Below are 15,775 nucleotides of genomic sequence, written 5' to 3' on the forward strand. Positions count from 1 at the left end.
TTACGCCGCGACTTCCTGGGCCGCCCATTTGCGCAGGATCTGCGCTGTGCGCTCCTCGTTGAGGTCGACCATGCGGGCAAGCCGCTCCTGTGGCGCCGGTCTGATCTTCTGGCGAAGATCATCGAGCGGATTGACGCTCGGCCGCGAACCCGGCAAGGCGCCGATGGCGGCACCCGCATCGGCGGACGCGACCGCTTCAGGCGTCGGCAGCGAACGCTGCACTTCATCGAAGTTCGGGCCCGACAAAGCGGGCGTCGCTTTTGCCGTCAGCGCGGCCGCCATCGGCCGCAGGCCGAAGAAGGCCACCAGGAACACCACGACGATGAAAGCGGCGGCGTTGATCAGCGTGCCGGCGTGCTGGCCGACGGAATCCAGCATTCCAGCCTGCGGGATCGCTTCGCCGTCCAGCCCGTCGATGAATTCGACCGCCGAGACGTCGATGACGTCGCCGCGCTTGTCGTCGAGGCCGGTGGCCGACGTCACCATCTTCTGGATCTCGGCGACGCGCTTGGCGATCTGCTCCGGTGTCGCGTCCTTGCCCAGGATCGCCTTCAGCCGGTCCTGGTTGACGACGACGGCGATCGACATCTTGGTCACGGTGTACCCGTTGGAGACGGTGGCGATCTTCTTGGAATTGATCTCGTAATTGGTGATCTCTTCCTTGCGGTCGTTCGCCGAAGAGGTCTGCGGACCCTCGGTGCTGGTCGCCTGGGTCTCCGGCAGGTTCTGTTCGACGCTGGCCGGGGTCGAGGCCTGCTTCTGGTTGCTGTTCTCGTTGGCGCGCACCGACTGCACCGAGCGCTCGACACGTGAATTCGGATCGAAGATCGTCTCTTCGGTCTGGCGGGTGTCGGTGTTGACCTCGGCCTTGACGCTGGCGCGGAAATTGTCGGGTCCGAGATAGGGGGTGAGCGCGCGGCGGATGTTGTCGCTGATCTGCGCCTCGACGGTCTGCTCGACGCCGAGCGTGCGGGCCGCGCTGGTGTTGGAGGGATCATCGCCGGCGGCGAGCAGGTTGCCGTTGGAATCGAGCACCGTCACCTTGTCGGCCGACAGGCCAGGCACGGCCGCGGCGACGAGATGGCGGATCGACTGGGCGCTTTTCTCGGCGTCGATGCCGGCATAGCGGATGACCACCGATGCCGAGGGCTGCTGTTCGTCGCGGCGGAAATTGGCGCGCTCGGACATGACGATGTGGACGCGCGCTGCCTTGATGCCCGATATGGACTGGATGGTGCGGGCGATCTCGCCTTCCAGCGCGCGCACGCGGGTGATCTGCTGCATGAACGAGGTCAGGCCCATCGCGCCGACATTGTCGAACAGCTCGTAGCCGGCATTGGCGCTGGTCGGCAGACCCTTTTCGGCAAGCAGCATGCGCGCCTGCGCCGTGGTGCCGGCCGGCACCAGAACCGAGGTTCCGTCGGCGCCGACGTCGAAGCCGATACCGGCCTCGCCCAGCACCAGGCCGATCTGGTTCACGTCGGAGCGGTCGAGCCCGACATAGAGCGTGTCGTAGGCTGGACGGTTGAGGTAGACCGAGGCGATGCCGATGACGCCCATCACCAGAACGGCGATGCCCGCCAGCATGGCGAGGCGCTTCACACCAAAACCGCGGAGATTCGAGATGATGCTCTGGATCTGTTCCGGCACGATAGAGCGACTCCCAGCATGATTGTCCGCCGGAACACTAGCCCTCGAAGCTTGTGCGAAAATGAAATCGGGCCGCGCTTGCGGCGCGGCCCGTGAATTGGAGGGAGCAGTGTCTGGCTGCTATGGCCGGATCAGCCGTTCTTGAACAGTGACAGGATCGACTGCGAGGAGCTGTTGGCGATCGACAGCGACTGGATGCCGAGCTGCTGCTGCACCTGCAATGCCTGCAGGCGGGTCGATTCCTTGTTCATGTCGGCATCGACGAGCTGACCGACGCCGCGGTCGATGGAGTCCATCAGGCTCTGCGTGAAGGTCTTCTGCAGGTCGATGGAGCTCTTGGCAGCGCCCAGGATGGTGGCCTGGTCGGTCAGCTGGCTCATGACCTTGTCGATCTTGCCGATCATCTGGGTGATGATGTCGTCGGTTACACCCGCTGCCGTGATGTCGAGATTGAAGGCGGAAACGTTGTCGATCCTGGGGACCACCGCGCCCGCAGCCGTCTGGCCGGCGGTGTTGGCAGCGATGTCGGTCTGTCCACCAGCGATCGCAGCCGCATAGGCGGTGTCGTAAAGGTTCTGGGCGGCCGCCGTCGCGTATACGGACGTCTTGCGGTCGAGCGTGCCCTGGTTCTTGACGGCGGTGGCAAGACCGTTGTCGAACAGTTTCGTGCTCTCGACATCGATGTCGATCGTTCCGAGCGAGATGGCGCCGGAGGAGGAGCGATTGAAGGCCGCGACGATCTTGGCGTCGGGCTGGACGCCGTCATTGGGGGCAGAGACCTGCGTTGACGTCACCGAGAGATAATTCGAGCCCGAGAAGGTGGCGGCATCGGCAAAGGACTTCATCTGCGCCTGAAGCGTGGTGATTTCCGTCTGCGTCTTTGCCTTGGCCGCGGCCGTCTGGCCGATGGTGGAGAGCAGCTTGGTCTTGAGCTGACCGATCGACGTCAGAACATTGTTCATGCCGGTATAGGCGGTGTCGACTTTCGAGGCGCCGAGGCCGAGCGCGTCCTGCACCGTCGACAAGGCTGCGTTGTCGGAGCGCATCGTGGTGGCGATCGACCAGTAGGCGGCGTTGTCGGAGGCCTCGGAGACCCTGTAGCCCGTCGAGATTCGCGCCTGTGTCTGCTCGAGCGATTTGTTGGTGGCGTTAAGGCTTTGAAGTGCCGTCAACGCCGCAGCGTTTGTCATGATGCTCGCCAAGAAACTCGCTCCTTTTTCCCAGGCCGGTCTTTGTCAAAGCCGGCATTGCCCTCGCGAGCCGCTGGCCCGCCCATCGATTGCGGTCGCCCGACCGGGCCGATTCGCCAATCCGTTGTAAGCTATTGGTTAACCATGACTAGCGCGTTATGGTTAACGGCCTGTTAAAGGCTCGCTTTCGAGGGGGTAAGAAACGAGGGTTGCGCGGGGCTGGAGCAAACGCAAAACGGGCCGCGCTTTTGGCGCGGCCCGTTTCCTTGATTGGTCGGTCTAGGGCGATCAGCCGCGGAAGAGCGACAGGATCGACTGCGACGAGCCGTTGGCGATCGACAGCGCCTGGACGCCGAGCTGCTGCTGGACCTGCAATGCCTGGAGGCGGGTCGATTCCTTGTTCATGTCGGCATCGACGAGCTGGCCAACGCCGCGATCGATGGAGTCCATCAGGCTCTGCGTGAAGGTCTTCTGCAGGTCGATGGAGCTCTTGGCGGCGCCGAGCTTGGTGGCGGCGGTCGTCATGTCCTTGAGCGCGGCATCGACGACGGTCATCATCTGCGAGATCTGGCTGTCGCTGGCGGCAGTGGTGCCCGAGAAGATCGACAGGCTGGCGACCGAATAGGTATCGGTGGCCGCAGCCGCAGCACCCAGGGTCGGAGCCGAAGCCGTGGCAGTCTCGGCGCCGGAGACGCCGAGCCGGTTGGCGTCGAGGATGCCCTTCGACGTTGCGGCCGTGCCGGCTTCATACAGCTTGATGCTTTCCACGTTGACGTCGATCGTCGAGATCGAAACCGCGCCGGCGGAGGTGCGGTTGAAGGCCGAAACAACCTTGACATCCGCAGCGGTGGTGGCCGTCGCGCCGCTGTTTACTGACAGCATGTTGGTGCCGGAGAAGGTGGCGGAGTCGGCGTAACCCTTCAGCTGTGCCTGAAGGGCGGCGATTTCCACCTGGGTCTTTTCCTTGGCGGCGTCGGTCTGGCCGTAGGACGCGGTCAGCTTCTGCTGGATCGAGTTGATGGTGGTGATCGCGCTGTTCATGCCGGTGTAGGCGGTGTCGACCTTTGAAGCGCCGAGGCCGAGCGAGTCCGAAACGGTGGACATGGCCTGGTTGTCGGAGCGCATCGTGGTGGCAATCGACCAGTAGGCGGCGTTGTCCGAAGCCTGGGAAACGCGATAGCCCGTCGAGATGCGGGACTGGGTGGTGTCGAGGCTCTTCTGGGTGGCGTTAAGGCTCTGCAGCGCCGTCAAAGCGGCGGCGTTCGTCATGATACTGGCCATGGCTACTCGTACCTTGTTTTTACAGGTGTTTTTTTGACATACCGGTTTGTCCGGTATGACGGAGCGGCATCATGCCAATGACCGTTGCGTTTGGGTCACCCGCCATCTGCGAGCGACTATGGCGGCGAGTTCCTACCAAAGGCCTAAACCGGACGGTTAAGCAAAAATAATTGGAGAAAAAATCGACGCCTCGCGCACTGCGCGATCTTTGCGGGCAGTCGTCGCTTCGGGCCGAGACGGTGAGGTCAGTTGAAGGATCGCACCAGGCTGCCGACGAGCAGATTCCAGCCGTCGATCAGGACGAAGAACAGGATCTTGAACGGCAGCGACACCACGGTGGGCGGCAGCATCATCATGCCCATCGCCATGGTGATGGTGGCGACGATCAGGTCGATGACCAGGAATGGCAGCACGATCAGGAAGCCGATCTCGAAGCCGCGGCGGATCTCGGAGATCATGAAGGCGGGCACCAGGATGCGCAGGTCGACCGTCTCTTTGGCAACGACCTGGCCGCGCTCGCGGGCGAGGTCGGCGAACAGGTCGAAATCCTTGTCGCGCACATTGTGCAGCATGAAGGTGCGGAACGGATCAGAGATCTTCTCGAAGGCTTCGGTCTGGCTGATCTGGTTGTCCATCAGCGGCTTGACGCCGGTGTTCCAGGCCTGATCGAAGGTCGGCGCCATGACGTAGAAGGTCATGAACAGCGACAGCGAAATGAGGATGAGGTTCGCCGGCGTCGACTGCAGGCCGATGCCGGCGCGCAGGATCGAGAAGGCGATGACGAAACGGGTGAAGCTCGTCACCATGATCAGCAGCCCGGGCGCCACCGAAAGCACGGTCAGCAGGCCGAACATCTGGATGATGTAGCCGACGGTGGCGCCGTCGGCCTTGCCGATGCCGCCCAGGTCCAGCTGCTGCGCCGCCGCGACGGAGGTGGCGGCGCCGATCAGCGCCGCGGCGAGAAGGAACTTCTTCATTCGAGCAGCAATGTCCTGATGAGAACCTGTTTGGCGTGCCCCTGGCTGCGGATCGAGGCGCGTTCCTCGATATCGGCTTTCAGGTGCTGGTAACCGCTGGCGCCCTCGATCTGATGCATCTTCAGCGTACGCACGAAGGCCAGAAGGTCCTGATGGATGTCCTCCGTCATCGCCGGCGGCTGCGGCGTGTCGTAGACGACGGATACTTCCATCCTGATCCAGGTGTCGGCGGGTGAGGCGATGTTGGTGGTGATCGGCGCCAGCGCGACAAGCGTCGGCCCCGCCCCTGGCTGTTGCGCGGCAGCGGGTTCGGCGACCTTGCCCTCATTTTCAGGCGCAGCCGGGACCGATGACGGTGCGCCGGCACCCTTGAGATAGCCGCCGGACATCCAGCCCATGCCGATGGCAGCGGCCGTCACCACCAGCAGCATGGCGCCCTGGACCACAAGGGACGGACCCTTGCGCGGCTGAAGCTGTTCGACATTGGCCACGGCGCTTTGTTCTCCAATCCCTAGAACGGAAGAACCTGGTCGAGAACCTGCTGGCCGTAGGCCGGCTGCTGGATCTCGGTGATGCGGCCGCGGCCGCCATAGGAAATGCGCGCCTCGGCGATGCGTTCGTAGGGGATCGTGTTCTCGGCGCCGATATCGGCCGGCCGCACGATGCCGGCGATGGTCAGCACCCTCAGTTCGGCGTTGACGCGCACTTCCTGCGAGCCGGTGATCATCAGATTGCCGTTCGGCAAGACATCAGTGACGATCGCCGCCACATTGAGTTCAAGCGTTTCCGATCGTTTGATCTCGCCATCGGCCGTCGTGTCCGTGGCGGAGTTGAGCGTGCCCGCACCTTTGCCGGCGGTGCTCCATTTGTCCCACTGCGCGCTGAGGTCGAAGCCGAGCTTGCGGTTGGCGGTGCGACTCCTGTCGTTCTGGTTCTTGAAATTGGCGCGGTCGTTGATCTTGATCCTGACGGTCAGGATGTCGCCCTGCGAGAGCGCCCGGGGATCGGTGAAGAGGCGGCTCTGGCGATCGTCCCACAGCGAGAACTTCTTTACCGGCGCCCGAGGCGGCTCGGGGTATCTGTACAGGGAAGACGTGTTGCCGCCGTCGATGCCTGAGCCGACCGGCGACAGCGACGGTTCCTTGCCGACTTCCCTGAGGTTGGTGCCGCAGCCGGACAGCGTGGCGACCGCGCACAGGATGAGCATTCTGCGGATCATGACGGATCTACCCTTCGGGCTGCGCTGGCCATGATGCCGGTGAGCGTTGCCGCCGCCTTCTGGTCCATTTCGTTGAGAATGACGCTGGCCTTGCGCGAATCGAGCTTCATCAGGATGGCCGCGGCCAGGTCGGCGTTGACGATTGCCAGGCGTTCGGCCGCCGCGTCGGGCTTCATGCCGGCATAGATCTTGACGACGCCGTCCTCGGCCCGAGCCAGGAACACCTCGCGCCGCTTCAGCCAGGTCTCGTATTCGGCTTTCTTCGCGTCCAGCGCTTTCATGCGCTCGTCGATGCCGGCCTGCAGTTGCTTCAGCTCTTCCGCCTGCAAGGCATAGCGGCGGTCGCGGGCGGCATCGGCGATGTTGGAGCAGAAGCGCTCGATCTCGCTCTGGTCAGGCGCCTTTTCCCGCGTCAATTGCTGCGGCGCCGCCGCGGGTTGCGCTCCGGGCAGAACCTGGCGAACGACATCCTCGCCATGTGCGCCGCCACTGGCAATGGCCATGGCCGCCAGAACCACGGCCGCCAACAGGATTGCGCGGGAGGAGCGTCTTTCGTGGGATGAGGGGGAAGAGATCATCGGCATCGCCTATTGGAGAACCAGATCGGCTTGCAGGGCGCCGGCCGACTTGATGCCTTGCAGGATGGCAATGATGCCGTCGGGCTTGACGCCGAGACGGTTCAGGCCGGAGACCAGAGTTTGCAGGTCGGGTCCGTCCAGCACGGCGACGCGCGCGTCGGGCCGGGTGGCGTCGATGGCGGTGAAGGGTTCGACGGCAGTTTCGCCCTTGGAGAAGGGTTCGGGCTGCACGACGCGCGGCGCTTCGGTGATGCGCACCGTCAGCGTGCCATGGCTGATGGCGACGCGCGAGATCTTGACGTCGTTGCCGATGACGATGGTGCCGGTGCGCTCGTCGATGACGACGCGGGCCGGGGTGTCGGATTCGACCACCAGGTTTTCGATCTCGGCATAGAAGCGCGCGGCCGAAACGCTCTTCGGCCTTCTGATCTGCACGGTGCGGGAATCGCGCTCGCCCGCCACGCGCATGCCGAAGCGCTGGCTGGTGTAGTCGTTGATCGCGTCGGCGATGCGGATCGCGGTCGAAAAATCGGGATTGCGCAATTGCAGCGTCAGTGTCGACTGGTCGTCGAACTCGGCCTTCACCGAACGCTCGATGATGGCACCGTTCGGCACCCGGCCGGCGGTCGGCACGCCTTGCGTCAATTGCTCGGCCTGACCCTTGGCGGTGAAGCCGGAAACGATGACCGCGCCCTGGCCCACGGCGTAGATCTCGCCGTCCGCCGCCTTCAGCGGCGTCATGATCAGCGTGCCGCCGGCAAGCGAGGTGGCGTCGCCCATCGAGGAGACGTCGATGTCGATGCGCGCGCCCGATTGCACATAGGGCGGCATGTTGGCGGTGACGATGACGGCGGCAACGTTCTTGGCGCGCGCGCTGCCACCTTCGGTGGCGATGCCGAGATTTTCCAGCATCGCGCGGATCGACTGTTCGGTGAACGGCGAATTGCGCAGGCTGTCGCCTGAGCCGGCAAGACCGATGACCAGGCCGTAGCCGACCAGCTGGTTGTCGCGCGAACTTTGCAGCTGAGCGATATCCTTGATGCGCGAGGCGACCTGGCCGGGCGGCAGCGAGCTTGGCCCGGGCGAAACGCGGAACATGCGGGTCGTGGTGGCCGGATCATATTCCGGATCATTGTCGACGCCGCCGTTCCTGGCGGCGAGTTCACGCTTGGCCTTGGGCGTCAGGCCGTCCGCCAAGGCCGGCTGCAGGCCGAGCGTGGCCGCGAGCAGAAGGGCAAGCAGGCGCATCATGAAGCGCTGACCTGGATGGTCCCGTCGGCCATCACCGTGCCGGAGAGGATCTTGCCGCTGTCGCTGTTGCGAACCTTGATGAAGTCGCCGGCCGAACCTGGCTGCAAGGTCACCGCGGTAGCTGTTATCGTCAGTCCGCCGGCGATGAAGAACACCTGCACGGCGGCACCCTGTTCGACCAGCCAGGCTTCGCGGATGGCGGCGGTCGGGATGTAGCGTCCAGGCAGCAGCGTGCGCTTGGCGATCTTGCCCTGAAGTTCCTCGGCGCGGGTCGCCATCGCATCGGGCTTGTGCTTGCCAGGGATGAGGGTCACCTGTTTCAGGGCGGCGAGCTCGATGGTCTCGCCGGGATAGATGACGCGGTTGGGGATCAGCACGACCTCGCCGGCAGGCTGATTGCTGGCGATCTGCGTTGCCGACTGATTTGCCGATTCCTGGGCGAAAGCCGGCAGGCCGCCGGACACCAGCGCGAGGATCAGCGCGGTGCGGTGGAATGCGGAGCAGGAGATCGGCATGGCCATCATCCCTTACCTGATGTTCTTGGAGACGACCGAGGCCATGTCGTCGGCGGCCTGGATCACCTTGGAATTCATCTCATAAGCGCGCTGCGCCGAGATCAGCTCGGTGATTTCCTTGACCGGATCGACGTTGGAAGCCTCGAGATAGCCTTGCTGGACGGTGGCGAAGCCGGGGTCGCCGGGCACACCGACGTTGGCCGGGCCGGATGCCGCCGTTTCCTGGAAGAGGTTGTCGCCGAGCGGTGCGAGTCCCGCCTCGTTGGCGAAGTTGACGATCTGGAGCTGGCCGAGAGTCTGCAGATTGGTCTGGCCGTCGATGCGGGCAAAGACCTGACCGGTCTTGTTGACGATCACCTCGACCGCATCGGTCGGCACGGTGATGGCCGGAATGACATTGGCGCCATCCACCGTCACCAGCTGGCCGGTGGCGTTGGTGTTGAAGGCGCCGGCCCGGGTGTAGAGCGTGCCGCCGTCGGCGCCCTCGATCTGGAACCAGCCCCGGCCGGTCAGGGCCATGTCGAAACTGTTGCCGGTGCTCGTCAGCTCGCCCTGGGTGTGCACGTTGCGCACGGCCGTCGTCTTGACGCCGAGACCGATCGAAACGCCTTCCGGCACCAGCGAGGCGTTGGAGCGGTTGGGCACGCCTTGCGTGCGGTCGACCTGGTAGAGCAGGTCGGAGAATTCGGCGCGCGCCCGCTTGTAGCCGGTGGTGTTGATGTTGGCGATGTTGTTGGCGATGACTTCCAGATTTGTCTGCTGGGCATTCATGCCGGTGGCGGCAATGGCAAGTGCTTTCATGCCCTAACTCCTCAAATGCCCATTCGACTGACTTCGAGATAGGCCGAAACGACCTTGTCGCGGATGGCGACGGCGGTCTGAAGCGCCTGCTGGGCGCTCATCACGGCATCGACGACCTGGCGGGTGTCGGCATCGCCCTTGAGCGCCTGGAGCGACACCTGTTCGGCATTCTGCAGCGTGTTGACGGTCTTGGAGGCTGCCTGGCTCACCGCTTCGGCGAAGGAGGTGCCAAGGTTGCCTGATATCGCCGGCGCGACACCGCCCTGAAGCAGGTCGGTCGCCGTATCGCCCAGCCCGGGCTTCAGGTTAAGCGCGCCGATGCCGTTCACGATCATTGGTTCCTCATCAGGTCGATGGTCATTGAAATGAGGTCGCGCGCCTGCTTCACGACTTGCAGGTTGGCCTCGTAGGAGCGGTTGGCCTCGGTCATGTCGGCCATTTCGATCAGCACGTTGACATTGGGCATCTTGACGTAGCCCTTCTCGTCGGCGGCCTCGTTGCCGGGCTGGAATTCGACGGGAAAGTCACTCGGATCGCGATCGATCGAGTTCACTTCAACCGTCGAGCTGCCCGAGGCCCGGTCGAGCTCCGAGACGAAGCTGATGGTCTTGCGCCGATACGGGTCGGCGCCGGGCGTGGTGCCGGTCGACTGGGCATTGGCGAGGTTTTCCGAAACCACGCGCAGGCGCTCGGACTGGGCGCCGAGGCCGGATGCTGCGACTTTCAGGGCTGCGGTCAGTGCGTCCATGGTCAGCTCTTCACCGCCATCATCATCATCGAGTGGAAGGCCTTGACGATCGCCGTGTTGAGCTCGAAGGAGCGGCGCACCTCGCCTGCCTTGAGAAGCTGGTCCTCAAGCACGACCGAGTTCTTGGACGGGAGGACCACGCCGTCATCTTCCTGCGGCTTGATGGTGAAGCCGGCATTGGTCGCCGCGCTGCCGAGATGGCCGGCCTCGGTGGTCCGCAGCGACACAGCCGTGCGGTCGAGCACCTTTTCGAAGGGCTCGACATCGTTTGCCGTGTAGCCGGGCGTGTTGGCGTTGGCGATGTTGCCGGCGATCGCCGACTGGCGCACGGAAAGCCATTGCGCTTGCTTGGCGGCGAGATCGAAAAGGGAAACGGGCTCCATGGGAATCTCCGGGCATGTGCCCAAAGACTAGGCCGCCAGTCTTGCGCGGACCTTGCGGGCAGCCGCTACCTGGAAAGCTGGATCACCTGGTTGGTGCTGGTCAGCATGACCCACTTGCCGTTGCGCTGCTCGATCGACGAGACCGTGCTCGAATCCGGCAGTACCGAGCCGCGCTGGACGATCCACAGGCCGGTATCGTCCTCGATCATGGCGCGGCCATTGGCGACGTGGACCATGCGGAATTTCGCGACATCGGCCGGGAAGGGCTGATCGCCGGGCGGCTGCATCGGAGTGGCGTCATCCTGCACCGTTCCGGTGGCGAGCAGGTCGATGCTGGTGTTGGGAAGGTCCTTGGCCGTCAGCGGCGCGCTGCGCGAGGTCACCACGCCGCCACCCGCGCGTCCCGAATTGGTGCCGGTGCCGCCAAACTTGATCGCCTGAACGCCGAACTGCTCCTGGTTGAAGAAGATATACCAGGGAAACAGGGCGCAGATCAGACCGAGCGTGACGCCGAGCGCGGCGATGACGAAGTCGCTTCGCCGGTCCGCTTTCTTGCTCAACTTTGGAAATTGCGCCTTTGGTGGTTGCGGCCATTCGGTGACGGGAAACAAGCCGTCGATCAGCGATTCGCGGCTTTCCTCGGTCATCTCGGCAGCCTCGACACGGGGAACCACGGGCATGGCGGACACGGCAGCCCGAGCCATGGGTTCGGATCGCGGCAGGGCCGGCTTGACGGCCCTGGCCAGAACAGCCGCGGTCTTGGCTGCGATGGCGCTGGCGGCCTTTGCCCTGGCACTTCTCTCTTCCTCGGCCCGAGCCGCCTCGGCGGCGTTTGCCTCGGCGATCATCTCGTTCAGGATGCGCTCGGTGTACTGGCGTTCAGTCTCCTGATTCGGCATTCAGCTTTCCCTTGAGATGGCGGGCGAGATCGGAGAACGGATCGGCCGACGGGCGGTCCCTGGGCGATTGCGTCAGCGCCTCGTAGATCAGCGGCACCTGGCGCACGGCGATGTCGAGTTCGGCGTCGGCGCCGCCCTGATAGGCGCCGAGCAGGCGGATGTCGCGCGTGTCCTCGAAGCGCGAGATCATGGACTTCAGCCGCGTCACCAAAGCGCGCTGTTCGACGCTCCAGGCCTTGCCGGCAAGGCGCGATATGGATGACAGCGGATTGACTGGCGGATAGCGGCCCTGTTCGGCGATCGCGCGGTCGAGCACGACATGGCCATCGAGGATGCCGCGCACGGAATCGGCGACCGGATCATTGTGGTCGTCACCGTCGACCAGCACGGAAATGATGGCGGTGATCGACCCCTTGCCTTCAGCCCCCGGTCCGGCGCGCTCGAGCAATTTGGGGAGTTCGGTGAAAACCGAGGCGGGATAGCCGCGGGCGACCGGCGGCTCGCCGGTTCCCGTCGCCACCTCGCGCAATGCGTGGGCGAAGCGGGTGATCGAATCCAGCACCAGGAGCACACGCTGGCCCTGGTCGCGAAAGTGCTCGGCGACCCGCATGGCGGTATCGGGCGCGCGCCTGCGCATCATGGCGCTCTCGTCGCTGGTGGCGACGACGGCCACGGTCTTGGCCATGCTGTCGCCGATCGTGTCCTCGAGGAATTCACGGACCTCGCGGCCGCGTTCGCCGATGAGCGCCACGACGACGGTGTCGAACGCATCGGCGCCGGCGAGCATGGCGAGCAACGTCGACTTGCCAACGCCCGAACCCGCAAAGACGCCCATGCGCTGGCCGAAGCACAGCGGCGTGAAGATGTCGATGACCTTGACGCCGGTCATGAAGGCGGTGCCGACACGCTGCCGCGCCATGGCGCCGGGCGTCGTGGTGCCACCCGACAGGTCTTCGCCCCTGATCAGCGGCGGACCGCCATCGATCGCCCGGGTGAGCGCGTCGATGGCGCGGCCGCGCCATGAATCGTGCGGCGCCACCGCGAGCGGACCCCGGCGGAACACGGCATCGCCGATACCGGCATCGGCTGAGCGTTCGAAGGGAGCGACGACGACCTCGTCGCGGCTGATCTTGACGATCTCGCCGCGGCGCGCGCCGGACTGGCCGTGCTGCTCGACGATGTCGCCCAGCCTGGCGAAATCGGAAAGGCCGCGCACCTTGTAGTGCGTGGACGTGACTTCGGTTACGAGTCCGCCACGCTTGACCAGCCCGTCGGTGTTGCCGAAACGCCTGATAACGCGTTCCAGCGCGGCGAGCCGATCCTCGGGCGCCGGCTGGAGTTGCCTTTCGGGTGCACGGATGGAGGACCGGTCGAGCGGCATGCTAGGACTTCGAGCCGAGCGTCTTGATCGCCTCGTCGGTTGAGGAATCCGTCTGCCGCATCAGGGCCGCGGTGTTCTCGAAGGCGCGCTGGACCATGATCAGCCGGGTCATCTCCAGCACTGGATTGACGTTGGATTCCTCGACGAAACCCTGGGCGATACCGACATCGGAACGGTCGGTGACCGGCTCGGGGGTGCGCGCCGGCACGATGCCGGAATTGCCGTAGCGCACGAAATTCTCGCCGGGGTCGAAATTGTAGAGGCCGATCGAGCCGACAAGCTGGTCGTTCTGGCGCAGCGAGCCATCGGCGCCGGCCTTGGGCGGGCCGTTGCGGGGGTCGAGCTGGATCGGCGCGCCGCCGGCGTCGAGCACCGGATGGCCTTCGATCGACATCAGCTCGCCATTCTCGTTCATCGAGAAGCGGCCGTCGCGGGTCATGACGGTGCCGGCCGGTGTGTCGATGGCGAACCAGGCGTCGCCCTGGATGGCGAAATCGAACGGATTGCCGGTCTCGGCGAGGGAACCGTGGGCACCCGAAAGATAGGTCTTGCCCGACGAGGCGAACGACACCGATTTCTGGCCGGCGCCCGACACCACATCCTCGAATTTCACGCCGGTGGCGCGAAAGCCGACGGTGTTGGCGTTGGCGACATTGTCGGCGATCGTGTCGAGCCGGCGCTCGAGCGCCATCTGCGCGGAAAGGGCGACGTATAGACTGTCCCGCATGATCAGAACTTCAACTTTTGCATGGCCATCATCAGGTCGGTGGAGATGCCCGCCGCGACCGGCTGGGCGAAAAGCACGCTGACCGACGAAACGGCCGTCGAGGTCGGATTGTTGATCTCGTACATGCTGGTGAAGCGGGTCAGGAATTTTGTGAGCTTCGCGGGATCGGTGAAGTCCGTGAGGTCGAGCTTCTGCTCGAACAACTGCGCCTGCTTGTCGATGTTGGCGGTGGCGAAGGAATCGGGAAGCCCCAGCGCCGTGCGCACGACGCTGGCAAGAGCCGTATCGGCCAGCACATCGTACCAGCTGGTGATGTCGGGCGCCTTGCGTTGGAAGTAAAGCGCCAGCCGCACGCCCTCATTGGTCTTGCCGGCATCCTCCTCAAGCGTCTGGCGCATGTACTTGTCGACGGTCGGCTGCTGCGCCGGATTGATGGTGGTGGCGTTCGAGCCGTACTGCTCGAAGTTGAGGGCCGAGGCCAGTCCCGCGTAGGCCGGGTTCTTCTGCTTGTTGGCGACGCTGTTTGGGTCGCGCACGCCACCCTGCAGGACCTGCTTGATCAGGGTCTTGTCCTCGGTCGCCGAGTCGAGACCGTATGCGGCCAGCGCGTAGGTGTAGAGCCGGCTGTTCGACATCAGGTCGTCGACGGACTTCACCTTGGTGATGTTGGCCAGGTAGTAGGCCGTTTCGCCCTTCACATAATCGGATTTCGGATCGAGGCCGGCGATCTGTGCCTGGATGGCGTAGTTCTTCGTCACCAGCTGCTGCGCCTTGTTGTAGATCGTCGCGTCGGCGCCATTGGCGGCGAAGTTGAAGGCGCTGACGAACTGGGCATAGCGCTTGTCGGTCAGCTTGTTGGCGAAACTGTTGGGGCTGGAAACGCCTTCCTTGAGCGCCTTGACCATGAAGGCCTTGGCGTAATCCATGTCCGCCAGCCCGTAGGCTTTCATGGCATATTTGAACAGCCGGTCATTGTTGACGAAATCGTCGATCGATTTCACCTTGGTGATGTTGGCCAGGTAATATTTGGTATCGCGATCGACCGTCGGCTGCTGCTCGATGCGGTCGATCGACTTGTTGATGTCTTTGGTGATCAACTGGTAGCTGGTAAAGGTATTGAGCAACGTCATGCCTCCGGCCGAAGCTTAATGTCGCGACAATAACCTCACTTCCTTGCGCGAAACTGAATCGCCTGACATTCGGTCCCGTGGCAGCCCGGATTCAAGCCTCACACAAGGCACGGGGACTATCCGTTGCATCTGATGTGAAATGCGGAAGGACCTGTCGTGGGCATTCTGATTGGACTTGTGGTGACGCTCGGCTGCGTCCTTGGCGGCTTCATGGCCATGGGCGGGCATCTGCACGTGCTGGTCCAACCGTGGGAAGCCGTGGTGATCTGCGGCGCTGCACTGGGCACCTTCCTGGTCGCCAACCCGATGAAGACGGTCAAGGATACCGGCAGGGGCATTCTCGAGGCCTTCAAGCAGGCGGTGCCGAAGGAACAGGATTATCTGGAAACGCTCGGCGTCCTCCACAGCCTGATGCGCGAGCTGCGCTCGAAATCGCGCAGCGAGGTCGAGGCGCATATCGACAATCCGGAAGAATCAGCCATCTTCCAGGCCTTTCCGACAGTGCTCAAGAACCACGATCTGATGAATTTCATCTGCGACTACTGCCGCATCATCATCATCGGCAATGCCCGCTCGCACGAGATCGAGGCGCTGATGGACGAGGAAATCCAGACCATCAAGAGCGACAAGATGAAAGCCTATCACGCGCTGGTCGCGGTCGGCGACGGCCTGCCGGCGCTGGGTATTGTCGCCGCCGTGCTTGGCGTGGTCAAGGCGATGGGCGCACTCGACCAGTCGCCCGAAATCCTAGGCGGCCTGATCGGCGCCGCGCTTGTCGGCACCTTCCTCGGCATCTTCCTGTCCTACGCCGTGGTCGGCCCCGTCGCCACCAAGATCAAGACGGTGCGCGAGAAGAAGAACCGTCTCTACATCATCGTCAAGCAGACGCTGCTCGCCTACATGAACGGCGCGCTGCCGCAGGTGGCGATTGAATTCGGCCGCAAGACCATCTCGTCCTATGAGCGGCCGACCATCGACGCCGTCGAGCAGAGCACGATGAACACCGGCAGCGCCGAGAAGAAGGCCGCTTGAGCGATGCACGTCA

At 64.0% G+C, this 15,775-nt stretch carries 18 protein-coding genes; 1 reads left to right on the top strand and 17 read right to left on the bottom strand.

All coding sequences use genetic code 11. The annotated features are described in order from the left end of the window. From fliF to JG746_RS10610, 17 genes are all read right to left on the bottom strand, one after another. On the bottom strand, window positions 1–1,650 hold the full coding sequence (fliF, locus tag JG746_RS10530) for a flagellar basal-body MS-ring/collar protein FliF (protein WP_202358071.1): 1,650 nt from the start codon (window positions 1,648–1,650) through the stop codon (window positions 1–3). Window positions 1,651–1,781: 131 nt separating this feature from the next. Continuing rightward, entirely contained in the window at window positions 1,782–2,852 is a 1,071-nt protein-coding gene (locus JG746_RS10535; RefSeq protein WP_202358072.1) for a flagellin N-terminal helical domain-containing protein, read from the bottom strand. Window positions 2,853–3,128: 276 nt separating this feature from the next. Beyond that, window positions 3,129–4,121: a flagellin N-terminal helical domain-containing protein gene (locus JG746_RS10540; RefSeq protein ID WP_202358073.1), complete on the bottom strand. Its 993-nt coding sequence runs from the start codon at window positions 4,119–4,121 to the stop codon at window positions 3,129–3,131. A 245-nt stretch (window positions 4,122–4,366) separates the two neighbouring features. Next, window positions 4,367–5,098: a flagellar type III secretion system pore protein FliP gene (gene fliP / locus JG746_RS10545; RefSeq protein ID WP_202358074.1), complete on the bottom strand. Its 732-nt coding sequence runs from the start codon at window positions 5,096–5,098 to the stop codon at window positions 4,367–4,369. Then, a complete protein-coding gene (locus tag JG746_RS10550) occupies window positions 5,095–5,589 on the bottom strand; it encodes a flagellar basal body-associated FliL family protein (protein ID WP_202358075.1) in 495 nt (164 codons plus the stop codon). Before JG746_RS10550 ends, fliP begins: the two co-directional genes overlap by 4 nt. Window positions 5,590–5,609: 20 nt before the next feature. Then, on the bottom strand, window positions 5,610–6,317 hold the full coding sequence (gene flgH / locus JG746_RS10555) for a flagellar basal body L-ring protein FlgH (protein WP_202358076.1): 708 nt from the start codon (window positions 6,315–6,317) through the stop codon (window positions 5,610–5,612). Further along, complete coding sequence (locus tag JG746_RS10560; RefSeq protein WP_202358077.1) at window positions 6,314–6,901, bottom strand: MotE family protein; 588 nt, start codon at window positions 6,899–6,901, stop codon at window positions 6,314–6,316. Before JG746_RS10560 ends, flgH begins: the two co-directional genes overlap by 4 nt. 3 nt (window positions 6,902–6,904) lie before the next feature. Then, the gene (locus JG746_RS10565; RefSeq protein ID WP_202358078.1) at window positions 6,905–8,146 is read right to left on the bottom strand and encodes a flagellar basal body P-ring protein FlgI; all 1,242 of its coding nucleotides are present in this window, start codon (window positions 8,144–8,146) and stop codon (window positions 6,905–6,907) included. Beyond that, entirely contained in the window at window positions 8,143–8,667 is a 525-nt protein-coding gene (gene flgA / locus JG746_RS10570; protein ID WP_202358079.1) for a flagellar basal body P-ring formation chaperone FlgA, read from the bottom strand. Before flgA ends, JG746_RS10565 begins: the two co-directional genes overlap by 4 nt. A 6-nt stretch (window positions 8,668–8,673) precedes the next feature. After that, the gene (flgG, locus tag JG746_RS10575) at window positions 8,674–9,462 is read right to left on the bottom strand and encodes a flagellar basal-body rod protein FlgG (protein WP_202358080.1); all 789 of its coding nucleotides are present in this window, start codon (window positions 9,460–9,462) and stop codon (window positions 8,674–8,676) included. An 11-nt stretch (window positions 9,463–9,473) separates the two neighbouring features. After that, a complete protein-coding gene (locus tag JG746_RS10580; protein ID WP_202358081.1) occupies window positions 9,474–9,797 on the bottom strand; it encodes a flagellar hook-basal body complex protein FliE in 324 nt (107 codons plus the stop codon). After that, window positions 9,794–10,210, bottom strand: a complete 417-nt coding sequence (gene flgC, locus JG746_RS10585) for a flagellar basal body rod protein FlgC (RefSeq protein ID WP_027060084.1) — start codon at window positions 10,208–10,210, stop codon at window positions 9,794–9,796. The genes JG746_RS10580 and flgC overlap by 4 nt, the downstream gene beginning before the upstream one ends. Before the next feature lie 2 nt (window positions 10,211–10,212). Beyond that, window positions 10,213–10,593 (bottom strand): flagellar basal body rod protein FlgB, encoded by a 381-nt coding sequence (gene flgB, locus JG746_RS10590; protein ID WP_202358082.1) that lies wholly within the window; start codon window positions 10,591–10,593, stop codon window positions 10,213–10,215. A gap of 65 nt (window positions 10,594–10,658) precedes the next feature. Beyond that, complete coding sequence (locus JG746_RS10595) at window positions 10,659–11,492, bottom strand: hypothetical protein (protein ID WP_202358083.1); 834 nt, start codon at window positions 11,490–11,492, stop codon at window positions 10,659–10,661. Continuing rightward, entirely contained in the window at window positions 11,473–12,873 is a 1,401-nt protein-coding gene (gene fliI / locus JG746_RS10600) for a flagellar protein export ATPase FliI (protein WP_202358084.1), read from the bottom strand. Before fliI ends, JG746_RS10595 begins: the two co-directional genes overlap by 20 nt. Before the next feature lies 1 nt (window position 12,874). After that, complete coding sequence (gene flgF, locus JG746_RS10605) at window positions 12,875–13,600, bottom strand: flagellar basal-body rod protein FlgF (RefSeq protein ID WP_202358085.1); 726 nt, start codon at window positions 13,598–13,600, stop codon at window positions 12,875–12,877. Between the two features lie 2 nt (window positions 13,601–13,602). Beyond that, complete coding sequence (locus JG746_RS10610; protein WP_202359312.1) at window positions 13,603–14,724, bottom strand: DUF1217 domain-containing protein; 1,122 nt, start codon at window positions 14,722–14,724, stop codon at window positions 13,603–13,605. A gap of 162 nt (window positions 14,725–14,886) precedes the next feature. Between JG746_RS10610 and motA the strand changes: the two genes are divergently transcribed. After that, a complete protein-coding gene (motA, locus tag JG746_RS10615; RefSeq protein ID WP_202358086.1) occupies window positions 14,887–15,762 on the top strand; it encodes a flagellar motor stator protein MotA in 876 nt (291 codons plus the stop codon). Window positions 15,763–15,775 lie beyond the last annotated feature (13 nt).

The sequence above is a fragment of the Mesorhizobium sp. 113-3-3 genome (assembly GCF_016756495.1).
In the GTDB taxonomy this organism is placed as follows: Bacteria; Pseudomonadota; Alphaproteobacteria; order Rhizobiales; family Rhizobiaceae; genus Mesorhizobium.

Excerpts from the sequence above, each read along its gene's own strand:
- JG746_RS10540 (WP_202358073.1), bottom strand. The coding sequence starts at position 4,121 with ATGGCCAGTATCATGACGAACGCCGCCGCTTTGACGGCGCTGCAGAGC.
- fliP (WP_202358074.1), bottom strand. The coding sequence starts at position 5,098 with ATGAAGAAGTTCCTTCTCGCCGCGGCGCTGATCGGCGCCGCCACCTCC.
- flgH (WP_202358076.1), bottom strand. The coding sequence starts at position 6,317 with ATGATCCGCAGAATGCTCATCCTGTGCGCGGTCGCCACGCTGTCCGGC.
- JG746_RS10560 (WP_202358077.1), bottom strand. The coding sequence starts at position 6,901 with ATGCCGATGATCTCTTCCCCCTCATCCCACGAAAGACGCTCCTCCCGC.
- JG746_RS10565 (WP_202358078.1), bottom strand. The coding sequence starts at position 8,146 with ATGATGCGCCTGCTTGCCCTTCTGCTCGCGGCCACGCTCGGCCTGCAG.
- flgA (WP_202358079.1), bottom strand. The coding sequence starts at position 8,667 with ATGGCCATGCCGATCTCCTGCTCCGCATTCCACCGCACCGCGCTGATC.
- flgG (WP_202358080.1), bottom strand. The coding sequence starts at position 9,462 with ATGAAAGCACTTGCCATTGCCGCCACCGGCATGAATGCCCAGCAGACA.
- JG746_RS10580 (WP_202358081.1), bottom strand. The coding sequence starts at position 9,797 with ATGATCGTGAACGGCATCGGCGCGCTTAACCTGAAGCCCGGGCTGGGC.
- flgC (WP_027060084.1), bottom strand. The coding sequence starts at position 10,210 with ATGGACGCACTGACCGCAGCCCTGAAAGTCGCAGCATCCGGCCTCGGC.
- flgB (WP_202358082.1), bottom strand. The coding sequence starts at position 10,593 with ATGGAGCCCGTTTCCCTTTTCGATCTCGCCGCCAAGCAAGCGCAATGG.
- JG746_RS10595 (WP_202358083.1), bottom strand. The coding sequence starts at position 11,492 with ATGCCGAATCAGGAGACTGAACGCCAGTACACCGAGCGCATCCTGAAC.
- fliI (WP_202358084.1), bottom strand. The coding sequence starts at position 12,873 with ATGCCGCTCGACCGGTCCTCCATCCGTGCACCCGAAAGGCAACTCCAG.
- flgF (WP_202358085.1), bottom strand. The coding sequence starts at position 13,600 with ATGCGGGACAGTCTATACGTCGCCCTTTCCGCGCAGATGGCGCTCGAG.